The sequence below is a fragment of the Maribacter caenipelagi genome, assembly GCF_004364175.1.
Lineage (GTDB): Bacteria > Bacteroidota > Bacteroidia > Flavobacteriales > Flavobacteriaceae > Maribacter > Maribacter caenipelagi.
The window spans coordinates 86,937-102,906 of record NZ_SNZW01000015.1 but is presented as its reverse complement, the minus strand read 5'-3'; the positions used below and the strand labels follow the sequence as shown (position 1 = coordinate 102,906).

Below are 15,970 nucleotides of genomic sequence, written 5' to 3'. Positions count from 1 at the left end.
TAGTATTTTACCTACAGAAAAGGTTTAATGGACAACTATAATTAGTATAGTCTTTAATGAATGATAGCTTTGTATAAAGTAAAAAATGAAAACACCATTCATGCTAATAGGCAAAAGTTCAGTTGAAATAAATTATTTAGGTTTAAAGATTATACTGATGCTATGTTTGTGGCTTCCGTCGATAAATTCAAATGCCCAAATTGTTTCAAATGATAGTACAAGCACAAGACTGAAAGCTTTTAGAGCAACTCCAAATTATAAACAGGATACGCTCTACATAGATTTTTTATATGAACTAGCGAGAAAAAGTGCAATCTATGATTTAGACAGTCTATCCAAGTTGGCAAAGGAGACTATTGATCTAAGCAAATCTATAAATTATACAAAGGGAGAGGCGATAGGCTATCTAAGCATGGGGTCATATTATTCAGAAACCGGGCAACGCGAAAAGGCCATTGAAAATTTCTCAAAGGCTCTTGATAAAGCTAAATCCATAAATGAAATAACACATATATTGAGGGCTAAAAACCTTCTAGCTATTGAATATGAATACCATGAAGAATATGCAAAGGCTTTACGGGAGTATTTAGAAGGTGTTGAGCTAGCAAAACAAACCAAATCTTATAGCTATCTTTCTACTTTTTATGTAAATATTTCCAATTTATACAGCAGTCAAAAGGAAATACAGCAATGTATCTATTTTTTGAAACTAGCACAGGAAAACAATAAATTAGTAAATGACGATTATATTAAAGGTTTGACCTTGGCTAATTTAGCAGCAAGCTATATTGATATCAATGATTTGGAAACCGCTGGTAGTTACGTTGATGAAAGTATTTTCATTTTTGATAAAATTAATTTAGAAAGTTGGCAAATGTATGCTTATGAATTAAAAGCTATAATTTATAACCAACAAAACCAACCCAGTTTAGCATTACAGTGGTTTAAGAAAAGTGAAAAAATTCATGAGTCCATAGATCAAACCAGATATAAAATACCGCTATATAATGGTATTGCTAAAGCTTATTTCAAATTAGAAGATTTTAAAACTTCTGAAGGTTATGCCTTAAAAGCGTTAGAAATATCAAAAACTATGAATCTTCTAGAGGATCGTGATGTAACTCTTCAAATTCTATATGATATCAATAAGACGGTTAATGCACCTATAAAGGCATTGACCTATTTAGAAGAGTTGAAAACATTATCTGACACACTAAACATCAAAAAGAACGAAAGGGAACTACGTATATTAAAATCCAATCTTGAATTTGACCAAGAAAAAGAAAGATATATTATAGAAAACGAAAAGAAAGTTGCCCAACAAAAATATTATTTCTATAGTGCTCTTTTTGTTCTTTTATCTGCATTGGTAATAATATTTATTCTTAGAAGAAATAATACTGTTCAAAATCGATTAAATAATAAACTTACCCAACAATCTGTTCAATTAAAGAAAAAAGAAACCTTCTTAAGAAATTCTAACAATACAAAAAGTAGATTATTCTCCATTATTCTCCATTATTGCCCATGATTTAAAAGGACCTATAAACTCATTTAATCTATGTTTGATTTGGTGAATTCTGGTGATATGAGTTCTTCTGATTTTATGAATTTTGCACCATCGATGTCGAAAAACATAAACAATATTTCATTTACGCTTGATAATTTACTTTCCTGGGGTCAATCTCAAATGGATGGTATGATAACCAAACAAGAAGTTACAAATATCAAATCTATAGTTGATGAAAACATTGGGTTACTTTCAAAAAGTTTTAGTCAAAAATCAATAATTGTCGAAAGTAAAATTGATAATCAGGTTTTGACATGGTCAGATAAAAATCAAATTGGAATTGTCATTAGAAATATTCTTAGTAATGCCTTAAAATTCACCCCTGAAAATGGTACGATTACGATTGGAGCTAATGATAAAAATGAATTTTGGGAAATTTGGTTTCAAGATACTGGGGTGGGTTTAACTAAAGAATCACTTCAGAAAATATTCTTTAAGGAAGAAACATTTACCACTTACGGTACTAATAACGAGAAAGGTACCGGTTTAGGGCTAATGTTATGTAAAGAAATGGTTGAAAAAAATGAAGGGAGCCTTAGGGCTGAAAGCATTGTGGGTAAGGGCACTTGCTTTTACTGTAGTATTCCAAAAGCCATCGATAAATTAAAAGATTTAGCCTAACGGAATTTTCGATTAAGTTTTTATCTAGCGTTTCATTATTCATTTCTTATTTAGTAAAATGTTAGAAAGCATGGTTAGCGTACCAGCATATCTAAAGGTCAAAACTTTCTATATAGATAAATTCAGAATCAATATATTTCTTCTTCAAATTAACTGGTTTAGTGAATTATGATTAATAGTAACACGGTATTCTTAATTCTAATAGTTATGACGATTCAATATTCATACTATCACTTAAGCCAACATTAGGGTTTTAAAAAACTTCATAAATAAAATTTGGCAGAACATTAATGTACTCTATCTACTATTTTTTTCTTGTGGTGAAACCAGACAAAATACTTCCCTAATTAGATTACATCAATTAGCAATCATAGCATATAAAACGCCGATTACAATTATACCTAGAAAAGTATAGCCTACTATTTTACCTGTGTTTTGGGACCCTTTAAAAACAGATATGACTAGTTTAACCAACATATTGCTCATTACAGCAGTGACAACGACAGACGATGCTAATTTTATTCTTTCTCCATCAGAAGCAAATTTGGCTAGGCTAATAGTAATTGCATCGGTATCGGTCAAACCAGCAATTAGCGCTGAATAGTACAAACCGCTTTCTCCAAAGAATTGATTACTGTAAAATACAGCAATTAGTATAACCACATAAATTACACCAAACCCAATTGCGTTAAGAAGGTTCATTGGGTTGCCAAGCTTAAAATTTGTATCAGGTTTATTGGTATCCTCTTTAATTAGAATGAGGGAAATAATAAGGCACATCAGGGAGAATACAGCAAAAGGTATAGCTACATACATAAATAGCGCACTATTGAATATGTAGGTCAATAATGCGAGTCGTGGAAACATTATCGCCGAGGCAATTATAATACCAGCGGCATATTTTTTAGACAGTTCTGGAGACTCAATACTACGCGATGCATAGCTCCAAGTTACGGCGGTACTTGAAATAAGTCCGCCGAGAATAGCGGTTAATAGAATTCCTTTTTTAGAGCCTACAAATTTTACCAGAAAATAACCAATGAAGTTTAAGAAAGAAACAATGACGATAATAGACCCAATTTCAAACGGATTTATCAATTCATTAGGACCGTAATTGTTATTAGGTAAAAACGGTAGAATTAATAGAGCGATGATAGAAAACTTTATTAATGCAAAAAGTTCGTCTGATGTAATATTTCTAATAACGGTATGAAAACGTGTTTTAAGAGAAAGTAATGTTACAATAATTACAGCAGTAGCAACCGCATTTCTATAATATTCTGCCGATACCATTAACCCTAATATAAGGGTTGCAATTAAAGCTATGTTGGTGGTAAAACTTCGTTCGTATGCTGCAGTCTCTTTATATAAATGATTGAATCCTAAAAAGAAAATGAAGGCACCTAAACCAATAACAGGCAGCCAAGTTGTGTAGATTTCGGTAAGGCTACCTAATGTATAACCTAAAATAGCCACTATAGGGAAAGCTCGTATACCGGCAAATCCTTTATCTTCTTTCAGGTTATTATATTCTCTTTCTAGTCCGAGAATAAGACCTATACCTAAACTGATGAGCACACCTAAAATATAGGGGTCTAAAAACTTAATTATGTTCTCAACTTCATCCATACAATATGCTACTTAAAAATGATCATTTCTGAAAATCGAAATGATAATATACAATCCTAAAAGTGCAGAAATTACAAAGCCAATAGCACCTAAAAGTGGTATTCCATTAATTAGTGGCGGCATTTTTGCCATTACTAATAATGATGACCCTATTGAAAGTGCAGCTATGATTACAGCGAAGACTAAACGGTTTACCGCTTTACTTGTAGCAGTTTGAAATTCTTTAAGACCTTTATGTTCGTGTATAATTTCTAACTTGCCATCTTTTATTTTTTTTACGATAGTGTTTATATCATCGGGCAGGGAATCTGCTAAGGCATTGATATCTTTTAAACGATTCAGGTTCTTTTTAAACAGGTATTTTAAGCTAAATCTCTTTCGCAAAATTTTCGCGGTATAAGGTTCTAGATTTTCAGTGATATTAAATTCAGGATCTAGTTTCAGTCCCACACCTTCAATAAGAACAATACCTCTTATCATCATGTATAAGTAGTGGGGTATTATAATTTGATTCTCGTATAAAACAACTTTAAACTGAGACAAGGTATCGCCGAGTTTAATGTTTTGTATGGCGGTATTACTTACACCTTCAAGTAATTGATAAAGGTCTTGCTCTAGTTTTTTATAATCAGGTATGTTAGTTCTAATGGCAATTTTCTCTAGTAAAGTGATTATTTTTTTAACGTTTTTACTTAAAAAATATAAAAGTAAGTCATTAATGGATTCTCTTTCGTTTGGTAAAATAGTGCCCATCATTCCAAAATCTAAAAAGCAAATTTGATCGCTTTCAGGAATTATAAATATGTTACCTGGGTGCGGGTCTGCATGAAAAAAGCCAAAATCCAAGATCTGTTCAATATAAAGGTCTACACCAATTTTGGCAACCGCTTTTGGGTTTATGTTAGCGGTAATCAATGCTTTTACATTAGATACTTTAATACCATCTATAAACTCTAAACAAATAATTTTATCTGAAGAAAGTTCTTTATAGACTTCTGGAACATGAATAAATTCATTACCCGCAAAATTTTGGGCAAAACGTTCGGTATTGTCTATTTCTCTTGCAAACTGAAGTTCTTCTTTTATACTGCGTTCGAAAGATTCTATAATACGAATAGGTTGAAAAGCTTTTGCCTGTGTGCTGTATTTTTCAAGACTATCTGCGACCTGCTTCATTACCATAAGATCAGCTTCAATAATCTCGGTGATATTTGGTCTTTGAATTTTTAAAATTACCTCTTCACCATTTACGAGTTGCGCTCGATGTACCTGTGCCAATGATGCTGCTGCTAAAGGCTCTAATTCAATTGTAGCAAAATACTTGAACTTTTCAATACCTAATTCTTCTTCAACAGTATTTAAAACATCGAAGTCTTTAAGTTTAGGTACATGATCTTGTAACTTTTCTAGCTCTTCTATCAACTCAATAGGAAGCATGTCTTCGCGAGTACTAAAAATTTGTCCGAGTTTTACATAGGTGGGTCCTAATTCCTCTAACACCATTCTTATGCGTTCATATTTAGAAAAGGATAGATTTGTTTTCGTCTCTGGGTGCTTTTCTAAATATTTTTTTGGAATTATTTTAAGAATGGGACTGTGTGATAACACATCTTCAAAACCGTATTTTACCAGTACATTGAATAGGGAAGCGTACCGCTTTATTTCTTTTTGAGTTGGAATTCTTAAGATGGCCATTATAGTCGTTATATTATGCTGTGTTATTTAAAACTTGGTATTTAAAAATTTAGGAATTTAAGTCTTGATAAATTTTAGGAATAAATTAAATGCTATTTAGAACTTTTATGTTCTTCTAAATAGTGACCTAACATTTGTTTTAAGCTTTCTAAATATTCTTGCATAACAACCTTGTCCATATGTGGGTGTTGACTAATTGGTAAGGTCATTGGATTTTCATCCAATGATCGGTAGAGCTCTGGGTAATTGGTTTCTATGTTGGTAGTTAGCGCTGTAATTTCGATTAATACTTTATGTAATTTTTTCATATAGTAGGATTTTATAAGTGGATTAAAATGAATCATCAGCTTACCGTATTAAGTGTTTAGACTAAGTCGATGTAACATTTTTTACATTATATTTTTAGGATAAAGTTATAGTCAGAAGCATTGAAAAATTATGACCAAAGTCATATATGGGGAGAGGTGATAATTTTTTATAAAGTTTTTACTTATATTTTTAGAGGAATAAATAGTTGCTGCAAGGTAAATTTAACAACTTAGATTAATTGGGGTTTTAGCAAATGCGAAAGGAGATAGTACAGTAAAACATTATTTTAAGTGGAAAAAGTATTACCTAAATGATAACTTTTTAAAGAGGATTTTAAATTAAATAGCGCACATATAAATTAAGTAAAAAAATGAAAGCAGAGATTAAACAGGTTACAAAATCAGCTAAGAAAGTAGAAAGTTTAAAGAGTAAGTTAAAAAAAGCGAAAAAGAAAGACGCTAAGAAAATTAAGATTAAAAAAATGAAAAGCAAGTTAAGCGCATCGGTCAAAAGATTGAAAAATAAGAAGGCTAAACTTAGAAAGGCATTAAAATAATATAGAAAAAACCGAGTTTTTGATCTCGGTTTTTTTATACGCCATATTCATCAAGTTCTCTTGAATTTAAAGAGAATATTATTTGGGTTTTTATTTGATTTTACTCCATTGTTTTATGGTGTGTATACCTAGAATCTTCTATTCATGATTTTACTCATATAATACCTAAAAGATTTCCTTTTATTTTGAATTATAATAATCTATAATTCATGCGATATCTGAACATTAGTTTGCTATTTCTACTTTTTCTTTCTTGTGGAGAGAAACAAGAAAAGGTATTTCCGCAAAAATCTGAACTTATATCATCTGTTTATGCGTCTGCCACTATTCAACCAGATAGCATATATCAAGTTTATGCCGTTGTAGCAGGTATTTTAGATGATAATCTAGTAGAAGAAGGAGATTTGGTTAAGAAAGGAGACCCTATTTTACAGGTTAATAACCGCACTCCTAAATTAAATTCAGAAAATGCGTATTTGACCTTGCAGCAGTCCAAAGAAAATTTTCAAGGAAATGCAGCCATTTTAAAAAGTATTGAAGATGACATTTATGCAGCAGAATTAAAGTTCAACAATGACTCCATTAATTTTGCGAGACAACAACGACTTTGGGAGCAGAATATAGGATCAAAAGCAGAGTTCGACACCCAAAAGTTGGCTTATGAACTTTCAAAAAATCAACTACGTCAGCAAAAATCTAGCTACGCAAGAACAAAGAATGATTTAGAGACTGCTTTACAACAGGCTAAAAACAGTTATTCGTCCTCAAGAATAATAGCAGAAGATTATACCATTAACAGCAAGATCAATGGTAAGGTCTATGCTTTGTTTAAAGAACCTGGTGAGTTAATTAATACTTTAGAACCATTAGGGGCAATTGGTAGCGCAACCGATTTTAAAATAGAAATGTTGATAGATGAGGTAGATATCATTAAAATCAAAATAGGTCAGACAACATTAGTAACCTTAGATGCTTATCCTAAGGTGGTTTTTACGGCTACGGTAAGTAAAATATATCCCAAAAAAGACGAGACATCACAAACATTTAAGATAGAGGCCATCTTTGATAGTCCGCCAAAGGTATTATACCCTGGTCTTGCGGGCGAAGGTAATATTGTAATTTCTAAGAAAGAAGAGGCACTTACTATACCAAGAGAATATTTAGTTGAGGGCAATAAAGTTATTACGGAAGACGATACGATAATTGTTAAAGTAGGTGCTGAAAATTTAGAAAGGATAGAAATTATTTCAGGGATTACAGAAAATGATATGATTTTAAAGCCAATTAAATAATGAATTGGCCAGTAATACTAAATATTGCCAAAACACATCTTCTGACCAAGATGAAATCTACCGCAACGGCAGCGTTAGGTGTAACCTTTGGTATTGGAGCTTATATTACCATGGTAAGTTTTATGACCGGTCTAAATGAAATGTTAGATGATTTAGTATTGAACCAAACACCACATATTCATTTATATAATGAAATAGAACCTACAATAGATCAGCCAATTTCACTTTATGAGCAGTTTAATAATTCTGTTCAAATGATCAGCTCTATAAAACCGAAAAGCGGACAAAAAAAGATTCATAATGCGCTTCCTATTTTAGACCATTTAAAACAAATGGAAGAGGTAAAAGGAGCTACGGCACAAGTACGCGCACAAATATTTTATTTATCCGGTTCTATTGAATTATCTGGTAATCTGACAGGGGTAGACATTATGGAAGAAACTAGACTGTCTAACATGCGCGATTACATCATTGAGGGCTCGCCAGAAGCTTTAGATAATATGGTTAACGGAATTTTATTGGGTTCAGGTCTAGCCAGTAAAATGTCACTGAAAGTTGGCGATAGAGTACAGATAAGTACTGTACGTGGTACAGTTTTTCCATTGAAAATAGTTGGTATTTACCAAAGTGGAGTTGCAGATATCGATAACACTCAAAGCTATTGTAACTTGAAAACGGTACAGCGTATTTTAGGAGAGGCGCAAAATTATATTACCGACATAAATATAAAGTTGAACAATATTAAAAATGCCCCAATATTGGCCAAAGGTTTCGAAAAACAGTTTGAGGTTACCGCAACTGATATTAACGAGGCAAATGCCCAATTTGAGACCGGCACCAATATTCGTAATTTAATTACCTATGCCGTTTCAATTACGCTTTTAATTGTAGCAGGCTTCGGAATATATAATATTCTTAACATGCTTATTTATGAAAAGATGAAGGATATAGCCATCTTAAAAGCTACCGGTTTTTCTGGTAAAGATGTACAATACATTTTTATGAGTCAAGCAATGATAATAGGCATGGTAGGTGGTGTTTTGGGCTTGGTTTTAGGTTTTGTTTTATCAGTTATTATAGATGGAGTTCCTTTTGAAACAGATGCTTTACCTACAATGACGACTTATCCGGTTAATTTTAATTTTATATATTATGTTATAGGTATTGTCTTCGCGTTGATTTCAACTTTTATAGCAGGGTGGCTTCCCTCGAATAAAGCAAAGCATATTGATCCGGTAAAAATTATTAGAGGTACTTAAGCAGCAGTAAATGGATATTGTATTAGAAGCAAAAAATATCAATAAGCACTTTCATAAACCTAAAGATTTTCATGTCTTAAAAGATATTTCCTTTAAAATATTTAATGGGGAATTTGCTTCTATCATGGGTAAATCTGGCTCTGGTAAATCTACGTTGCTTTATATTTTGTCAACGATGGATACAGAATATACTGGCGAGTTATTTTTGAACAATAAATTAGTAACCGGTTTGTCTGCAACTGAATTGTCGCTTTTAAGAAATGAAAATATTGGCTTTGTATTCCAGTTTCATTATTTGTTATCTGAATTTAGTGTTATTGAAAATATAATGTTGCCGGCAAAAAAGTTAGCTCGAAAGAGTCACCAAGAAATTGAGCATGACGCTATTCAGAAATTAAAAATGTTGGGCATAGAGTCGTTGGCAAAACAAAAGGCGTCACGTATTTCTGGTGGAGAAAAACAGCGTGTAGCTATTGCTAGGGCACTAATTAACAACCCATCAATACTTATGGGAGATGAACCGACCGGAAATCTGGATAGTTATAATGCTGACAATGTGTTTAATATTTTTAAGCAACTAAAAGAAGAAGAAGGGCTATCATTGCTAGTTGTTACACATGATGAGGACTTTGCTAAAAGAACGGATTACATCATTCAAATGGAAGATGGGCGTATTGTAGGTAAATCGAGTAACTTGTAACAAATCACATTTAAATTCTTTTTTATTTTTACAATTAGAGCGTAATATGATTTCTTGAACACGAACTTTATGTGGACTTCAATTTTTATTGGTATTTACGTTATAATAGCCTTGGCAATTGTGCTTTCGATTTTATTATATGGAGCAAAACCTACCAAAAGTCTGGCATGGCTTTTAGCGATTTTTGCACTACCTGTTGGTGGTATTTTCCTTTACTTATTATTGGGTAGAAATAGAAGAAGGTATAAGCTTATTGAGCATCAAAAAGACCTGTTTAGCAAACTACCCAAGCCAAATACCGAGCAGATCAATGTTTTTGACGGCAAGTATGGTAAATTAATGACGCTTAGTTATAAGAATTCTCATTTTCCGCCAACTTCAGGTAATGATCTTAAAATATTAAAAGACGGGAAATCAACTTTTGAAACCATATTTCGTGCTTTAGAGGGAGCGACCAAGCGTATTCATATTCAGTATTACATTTTTGAAGATGGAGATTTGGCGACCAGATTACTAAATTTATTTGAGCAAAAGATAGCCCATGGAGTGGTCGTAAGATTAATATATGACGGTATAGGTAGTTTCTCATTAAGCAAAAAATATCTAAAGAAACTTTTAGAAATAGGGGTTGAAGTATATTCATTTCTACCCTTTAAATTCGGTAGGTATTTTTATTCATTGAATTTTAGGAATCATCGTAAAATTATAGTGGTTGACGGTGCAATTGCTTTTACAGGCGGTATTAATGTATCAGATAAGTATTTGAAAGGTCAGGTTGGTTTAGGTAAATGGCATGATATGCATTTAAGACTTATAGGACCAGCAGCCACGCAGTTAGATCAAGTATTTATGACCGATTGGTATTTGGTAAGTACAAAATTACTGGAAGCTATAGAACAACCCAAGAGTTACGCAAAACAACCTGTCTCCAATGAATTGGTCCAAATTGTTGCTGGCGGACCAGATGATGATTTTCCGGTGTTGGAGCAAACCTATTTTTCAATGATCAACATGGCAAAAGACTATATTTATATTACCAACCCATATATAGTACCAGGTCAGGCATTGATAAGGGCATTACAAACGGCAGCATTAAGTGGGGTAGATGTTAGGTTACTTGTTTCAGAAAAGGCGGACAACCAAGTGGTAAGTTGGTCAGTTCATTCTTATTTTGAGTTGTTCTTGAAAGCAGGAATTAAAATATATCTTTTCCCAGACGGCTTTCTACACAGTAAAATAATGGTGAGTGACGATGCCATATCTTCTATTGGCACGGCAAATCTAGATGACCGAAGTTTTGAACAGAACTATGAGGTAAATGCCATTATGTACCATACACAGATAGCCAAACAGTTAAAAGAAGATTTTCTTTACGACTGTAAAATCAGTAATGAACTGGTTTATGATGATTTTATACAAAGACCATGGAGCAAAAAGCTAAAAGAAGGTGTGGGCAGAGTGCTTAGTCCGTTGTTTTAATAATATTCCTTTTATTCTATTTGAGAAGTAAATACCAAATCTTGATCTTCCATAGCAACAATAATCATTTTTACATAATCTTTAATAGCTTTATTAATATTGTCAGGTTCGGTTATTTCAATGATTCCCCTCCAAATCATAGCTCTTTCTTTACCTTCACAAATGCAGTATAATGTAGTCTCTGCATGATATATGGTATACTTATCGTAATAGTTGTCATCGTAATAAATACCTTGGTGTTCTAAATAATCATCGTTGAATCTAGATTGGTGATCATCCCATCTTGTAATAGATTTTACAAAGTTCTCTCGACTTTCAGAACCTATGATCTTCGTAAGCAAAATGGCGTCAAAATCTTTGTCTAAAAGGCTTTGTTCCACATCGTCTAGTTCTTGTTCGGTCTTGCGAGAATCGGTTAGCGAAATATCGAAAATATCTATACTACGCCATGCTTCAACATCTCTATTTGTAAATTCTTTTTGTAGTTTACTTTCAAAGTTTTCTCGTGTGTCATCATTTTGTGCCATACCAACAATAAGAACTTTATTTGCGTTGAAAATAACGATATCGGGGTTTTTCCAGTTTTCAACTAAACTAATAGAAGAACAACCCATGAATATCAATGAGAATAGCAGAATCAACTTTTTCATAGGGCAGGTGTATTTATTTCTTATATATGTCGAAGATACTATATTGAAAATGTCGTAAATATGACGATTGTCAGTTTATAAGAAAAGTACAATTTGACAAAAAAAGCCGATTATAAATACAGATCTATAGTTTCTTCCAATTTTGGAATATGACAGTTCCATCCTTTGGTATCTCTTATTTTTACTTTAAAGGCATCTAAAGCACCCGGTTCACCATGAATTAAAAATACATTTTCCGGGGTATTTTTAATACCATCTATAAAATGAAGAAGTTCTGCTTGGTCTGCGTGTGCAGAAAGGCTTTCTATAAAATGAATACTCGCTTTTACGGGGTAGTATTTTCCAAATAACTTTAACTCATGTGTACCATCTAATAATTGTCTGCCCCGAGTACCCTCAGCTTGATAACCAACGAGCAAAATTCTTGTTTTTGATTGGTCTATTAATTGTTTTAAATAGGTAAGTACACGACCGCCTGTAACCATACCGCTACCTGCAATAACAATTTTGGGTCTAGGGTCGTCTATAGTTTTCCAAGTATCTGCGTATGATGTTGTAATGGTAAAGTGATCGCACATGGCTTTGAAGTCGCCTTGGCTTAGTTTATGCCAATCTGTAAATTGCTCAAATACATCAAGAACGTTACTGCCCATAGGGCTATCTATGAAAATGGGTATGTTGGGTATTTTGTTTTTTTTATATAAGTTCCAAAATAAAAACATAAGCAATTGTAGCCTTTCAACCGCAAAAGAAGGTATGATCAATGTACCTCTATCATTAATGGTTTTATGAACCAAATCGCTTAAAATATCTACAATATTTTCTTTTGGGTGTAGTTTGTTGCCATAGGTGCTTTCTAAAAACAAATAGTCTGCCCACTTAGGTCTTTCAGGGGCCATTAAAAGTTCATCGTTCAACCTGCCAACATCTCCTGAGAAAACAAAGATTTTACCGAACATATCTAATTCTATAAAGGTTGATCCAATAATATGTCCATTGTATTTAAATTTTAATTTAATGTTTTCTGAAAGTTGGATCCACTCATCTTTTTTGCATCCAGAAAATAATCTAATGGTTTTTTCAGCTTCTAAAATATTATAAAAAGGTAAAGCTACAGGGTGTTTTGAATAACCTTCCTCATTTGCTTTTTTTGCCTGTTCTTCGTGAATTTTTGCACTATCCAGTAAAATAACACGGGCTACCGCCAAAGTGGGGTAGGTGCCAATAATATTACCATTAAAACCTTCTTTCACCAACCTGGGCAAGTAACCGGTATGGTCAAGGTGACCATGTGTTAAAATAACAACATCTAATTTACTAGCATCTATAGACAGCGGTTCCCAATTTTTTTCACGTAATTCTTTAAGGCCTTGAAACATGCCACAATCTATCATGATGTTCAGTTCGGGAGTTTCTATATAAAACTTAGAACCGGTAACCGTACCTGAGGCACCTAAAAATTTTAATCTTACCTTTTTCATCTTAATGATTATTACAGAGTTGTGATATTTCGTCTAGAATTTTTGTTTTACGTGTGTTAGAAACACCAAGATGGTCTAAGTAAAACTTGTCTTTTATGAGTTGTCTGCACAGTACTACATTTCTACTTAAAAGAAATTGTTTTTCTCTATTAGAGAGTAAGCTAGAGACCGTAATAGGGTAGAGTCCAAGCCGATCTATTCTATCTTTTAGTCCGTCATTTTTTGGATAATCCCAACTTAAAAGATAGAGGTCTGCACATTTGCCATAGTCTATGGCATCTTGTGTAAATCTAGTATTGGTTACCACCCAACCTTTATTTAATGGTCTATTATTTTTATTTGTTACCCAATGCGCTTTTACATCATTATATCTAGAATGTATATAAAGCGGAATCTTAACATTGCAATTACGCCCTTCTTCGTTGTGAAATTTACATTCTATAATCGTAACGGTATCATTTTTTTCTGCTACAACATCAATTTCGTGGGTAACACAGTCACCGTTTAAAATAACACCAACTTTAACCCCGTAACCTGAGTATTTTAGTATTTCGGCAATAAAACGTTCAAATGGGAAACCGGTTGGACCCAATTCATAGATTGCCTTTTTGAGTTTGTATTTCGAGGCGAATACGGTTTTATGTTTTTTAAGTAAAGCATACGCTCTATTATAGATCTCATTAGTGGTAATGCCTTCAAAAAGCTCATCATTAACCCTACTGACAATTTCTTCTACAAGTTCATGATTTGCACCACTATGTTTTAGAGAGTTACGTAGTTTGTCTAAGGAGAACTTCATTTTTTGCCCTGAAGATTTTATAATGTCAATAGATTTTGTAGTGTCCATATTACTTTTTTAGATTAACATTAAGTGGTGGTACTTCTAGTAATTGTAATGTTGTAGACGCTAAAGTAACCTTGCCGTCTGTCTTTGAAATAGTCTGTTCTATATGTTGAAATAGTGCGTGTTTGGTATTTCTTCTTTTTTTGTAATCGGTGATATAGCGTAGGTTCAACTGAATCCAATTATCGGTTAGGTTAATAGCTATAGTTGGCTCTATTGTTGCATCTTCAATATAATAGCGGGCAACCATTTGATGCCATTTGGCTTTAGATTTTTCGGTATAATCAGATAATAGCTCATTAGCTGTATTAAGCATAATATTCTTGGCAAGTTCGGTATCAGAACCATATGTAATTAGAATGTTGAGTTCATCCCAAACAAAGGGAAAATCCATCGAATAATTTTTTATAGGACCCTTAAATACAAAGGCGTTACTAATTTTTACAATCCTACCAGAATAGTTGTCGCTACTTATCCATTCTCCCATTTCCATAATTGTGGTATAAATACTATCAATATCTATAACATCTCCCTTTATGTTGTTGATTTCAATTCGATCACCAGGTTTATATACACGAACAAAAAAAATATAGAACGACCCCGCAATACTTAGAATCAGCTCTTGAAGTGTAAAGGTGATACCTGCGGTAAACAAGCCAATAATTATGGTATAATCTTTTACGCTATCAACAGTAAAGGCCATTAACACCAAGAAGATTATAAGCACATAACCCAAAATTTCAACACCTTTTTGTGCTTTGTACCTAATAGAAATATCTTCAATTCTTTTTTTAAGAGTTTTTCTTATAAAACTTATGATAAAGACTATAAATAGTATCCAAGCAACTAGTTTAACAATCTTGATGAGTGTTGTATTTTCTAATAAGGTCGAAAATGTATCCATATATTATATTTAAAAAAACCGCCAAAGAATACATTTCGTTGACGGTTCTAATTTTAGACATCAACCAACTAAAAATGCCTAAAAATTGTCTTATCGTAATACTAACTAGTAATCAATGTAATGCCAAAATTGGTACATCGCTATCATAGCCAATTTCTTTAATTAACGGTCTTGAGAAAACATTACCAAAAAAGAAATGCTTGCGGTTAATAAACGACACCATATCACTTTCTCTACTTTCAATAAAAGTCTGAATACCTTTACCCAAATTCTTTTCGGTAAGTGTGTGAAATTGGTGTGCAGTCTCACTTAATATTGATGATAATAATTTTTTATTACTTAATTGAGCTTCAGTAAGTTCTTTATTCTTTTCTAGATGTAAAATGGCAATTTCGGCATTGTGCATTTTAGCCAATTCAATGAGATATCTAAATTCTGACCGCTTATAAACATCTTTGTAATCAGTTGGAAAAACAATTTCTTTCGGCGACATAAAAGAAACATGCTCAGGTATAGCGAGTACAGGGCATTCTCTAATCTTTTCCATAGCCATTACGGTATTACTGCCAAATAGAACACCTTTAGATCCTGTAGCTCCCTTGGTACCCATTGCAACTAGATCAATATCTTTTTCGGCAATCAGTTTTTTAATGGCTTCTGATAGATAATTAGATGTAGATTCGGTATAATAATTATGTTTCAGGTTTTCAGGGTGTAAGGCCAAGGTATCTAATAGTTTTACAAAGTTTTTTTCAGAATCCTCTTTGGCTTGTTCATATGCAGCACTACCTTCTTCGGGTATATTTAAACTATTGGTCGTATACTTTTCAAAACTGAAAACATTTAAAAAATAGAAATCGCAATTTAATTTGGCATAAAGATCAATTGTATAGCGAATTGCGTTTAAGGCGTTTTTAGAAAAATCAGTAGGTATTAGAATACGCTTGTTCATTATAAAATGATTTAGATTGTTCAATAAAT

Annotated in this window: 15 protein-coding genes; 7 read left to right on the top strand and 8 right to left on the bottom strand. The window is 32.7% G+C overall.

What is annotated here, in order from left to right:
- Window positions 1-85 precede the first annotated feature (85 nt).
- Window positions 86-1,531, top strand: coding sequence for a tetratricopeptide repeat protein (locus DFQ03_RS10995; RefSeq protein ID WP_133673238.1), 1,446 nt, complete (start codon window positions 86-88; stop codon window positions 1,529-1,531).
- A 30-nt stretch (window positions 1,532-1,561) separates the two neighbouring features.
- Window positions 1,562-2,191 carry a sensor histidine kinase gene (locus DFQ03_RS10990; protein ID WP_133673237.1) on the top strand — a complete coding sequence of 210 codons (630 nt, stop codon included), beginning with the start codon at window positions 1,562-1,564 and terminating at the stop codon, window positions 2,189-2,191.
- Window positions 2,192-2,548: 357 nt separating this feature from the next.
- Here DFQ03_RS10990 and DFQ03_RS10985 read toward each other — a convergent pair whose 3' ends face one another.
- The 3 genes from DFQ03_RS10985 to DFQ03_RS10975 all read right to left on the bottom strand — a co-directional run bounded on the left by DFQ03_RS10985 (window position 2,549) and on the right by DFQ03_RS10975 (window position 5,823).
- Window positions 2,549-3,820 carry an MgtC/SapB family protein gene (locus DFQ03_RS10985; protein WP_133673236.1) on the bottom strand — a complete coding sequence of 424 codons (1,272 nt, stop codon included), beginning with the start codon at window positions 3,818-3,820 and terminating at the stop codon, window positions 2,549-2,551.
- A gap of 12 nt (window positions 3,821-3,832) precedes the next feature.
- A complete protein-coding gene (locus DFQ03_RS10980; protein WP_133673235.1) occupies window positions 3,833-5,515 on the bottom strand; it encodes an ABC1 kinase family protein in 1,683 nt (560 codons plus the stop codon).
- 92 nt (window positions 5,516-5,607) lie between these two features.
- Window positions 5,608-5,823, bottom strand: a complete 216-nt coding sequence (locus tag DFQ03_RS10975) for a hypothetical protein (protein ID WP_133673234.1) — start codon at window positions 5,821-5,823, stop codon at window positions 5,608-5,610.
- 371 nt (window positions 5,824-6,194) lie between these two features.
- Here DFQ03_RS10975 and DFQ03_RS10970 point away from each other — a divergent pair, with 371 nt between their 5' ends.
- The 5 genes from DFQ03_RS10970 (at window position 6,195) to cls (ending at window position 11,110) form a co-directional block, all read left to right on the top strand.
- Window positions 6,195-6,380, top strand: coding sequence for a hypothetical protein (locus DFQ03_RS10970; RefSeq protein WP_133673233.1), 186 nt, complete (start codon window positions 6,195-6,197; stop codon window positions 6,378-6,380).
- Window positions 6,381-6,589: 209 nt separating this feature from the next.
- A complete protein-coding gene (locus DFQ03_RS10965; RefSeq protein ID WP_133673232.1) occupies window positions 6,590-7,672 on the top strand; it encodes an efflux RND transporter periplasmic adaptor subunit in 1,083 nt (360 codons plus the stop codon).
- Window positions 7,669-8,931, top strand: a complete 1,263-nt coding sequence (locus DFQ03_RS10960; protein ID WP_133673231.1) for an ABC transporter permease — start codon at window positions 7,669-7,671, stop codon at window positions 8,929-8,931. Before DFQ03_RS10965 ends, DFQ03_RS10960 begins: the two co-directional genes overlap by 4 nt.
- Before the next feature lie 10 nt (window positions 8,932-8,941).
- Complete coding sequence (locus tag DFQ03_RS10955; protein WP_133673230.1) at window positions 8,942-9,631, top strand: ABC transporter ATP-binding protein; 690 nt, start codon at window positions 8,942-8,944, stop codon at window positions 9,629-9,631.
- Between the two features lie 69 nt (window positions 9,632-9,700).
- Window positions 9,701-11,110 (top strand): cardiolipin synthase, encoded by a 1,410-nt coding sequence (gene cls, locus DFQ03_RS10950; protein WP_133673229.1) that lies wholly within the window; start codon window positions 9,701-9,703, stop codon window positions 11,108-11,110.
- An 11-nt stretch (window positions 11,111-11,121) separates the two neighbouring features.
- Here the strand turns inward: cls and DFQ03_RS10945 are convergent, their stop codons facing one another.
- From DFQ03_RS10945 to DFQ03_RS10925, 5 genes are all read right to left on the bottom strand, one after another.
- Window positions 11,122-11,760 carry a hypothetical protein gene (locus DFQ03_RS10945; RefSeq protein ID WP_073245405.1) on the bottom strand — a complete coding sequence of 213 codons (639 nt, stop codon included), beginning with the start codon at window positions 11,758-11,760 and terminating at the stop codon, window positions 11,122-11,124.
- 110 nt (window positions 11,761-11,870) lie between these two features.
- Window positions 11,871-13,241, bottom strand: a complete 1,371-nt coding sequence (locus DFQ03_RS10940; protein ID WP_133673228.1) for an MBL fold metallo-hydrolase RNA specificity domain-containing protein — start codon at window positions 13,239-13,241, stop codon at window positions 11,871-11,873.
- A gap of 1 nt (window position 13,242) precedes the next feature.
- Window positions 13,243-14,088 (bottom strand): ATP cone domain-containing protein, encoded by an 846-nt coding sequence (locus DFQ03_RS10935; RefSeq protein ID WP_133673227.1) that lies wholly within the window; start codon window positions 14,086-14,088, stop codon window positions 13,243-13,245.
- 1 nt (window position 14,089) lies between these two features.
- Window positions 14,090-14,989, bottom strand: coding sequence for a mechanosensitive ion channel family protein (locus DFQ03_RS10930; protein ID WP_133673226.1), 900 nt, complete (start codon window positions 14,987-14,989; stop codon window positions 14,090-14,092).
- Window positions 14,990-15,101: 112 nt separating this feature from the next.
- Entirely contained in the window at window positions 15,102-15,941 is an 840-nt protein-coding gene (locus DFQ03_RS10925; RefSeq protein ID WP_133673225.1) for a universal stress protein, read from the bottom strand.
- Window positions 15,942-15,970 lie beyond the last annotated feature (29 nt).

What these genes read in the sequence shown, in the direction of transcription:
- DFQ03_RS10995 (WP_133673238.1), top strand. Translation starts at nt 86, where the DNA reads ATGAAAACACCATTCATGCTAATAGGCAAAAGTTCAGTTGAAATAAAT.
- DFQ03_RS10990 (WP_133673237.1), top strand. Translation starts at nt 1,562, where the DNA reads ATGTTTGATTTGGTGAATTCTGGTGATATGAGTTCTTCTGATTTTATG.
- DFQ03_RS10985 (WP_133673236.1), bottom strand. Translation starts at nt 3,820, where the DNA reads ATGGATGAAGTTGAGAACATAATTAAGTTTTTAGACCCCTATATTTTA.
- DFQ03_RS10980 (WP_133673235.1), bottom strand. Translation starts at nt 5,515, where the DNA reads ATGGCCATCTTAAGAATTCCAACTCAAAAAGAAATAAAGCGGTACGCT.
- DFQ03_RS10975 (WP_133673234.1), bottom strand. Translation starts at nt 5,823, where the DNA reads ATGAAAAAATTACATAAAGTATTAATCGAAATTACAGCGCTAACTACC.
- DFQ03_RS10970 (WP_133673233.1), top strand. Translation starts at nt 6,195, where the DNA reads ATGAAAGCAGAGATTAAACAGGTTACAAAATCAGCTAAGAAAGTAGAA.
- DFQ03_RS10965 (WP_133673232.1), top strand. Translation starts at nt 6,590, where the DNA reads ATGCGATATCTGAACATTAGTTTGCTATTTCTACTTTTTCTTTCTTGT.
- DFQ03_RS10955 (WP_133673230.1), top strand. Translation starts at nt 8,942, where the DNA reads ATGGATATTGTATTAGAAGCAAAAAATATCAATAAGCACTTTCATAAA.
- cls (WP_133673229.1), top strand. Translation starts at nt 9,701, where the DNA reads ATGTGGACTTCAATTTTTATTGGTATTTACGTTATAATAGCCTTGGCA.
- DFQ03_RS10945 (WP_073245405.1), bottom strand. Translation starts at nt 11,760, where the DNA reads ATGAAAAAGTTGATTCTGCTATTCTCATTGATATTCATGGGTTGTTCT.
- DFQ03_RS10940 (WP_133673228.1), bottom strand. Translation starts at nt 13,241, where the DNA reads ATGAAAAAGGTAAGATTAAAATTTTTAGGTGCCTCAGGTACGGTTACC.
- DFQ03_RS10935 (WP_133673227.1), bottom strand. Translation starts at nt 14,088, where the DNA reads ATGGACACTACAAAATCTATTGACATTATAAAATCTTCAGGGCAAAAA.
- DFQ03_RS10930 (WP_133673226.1), bottom strand. Translation starts at nt 14,989, where the DNA reads ATGGATACATTTTCGACCTTATTAGAAAATACAACACTCATCAAGATT.
- DFQ03_RS10925 (WP_133673225.1), bottom strand. Translation starts at nt 15,941, where the DNA reads ATGAACAAGCGTATTCTAATACCTACTGATTTTTCTAAAAACGCCTTA.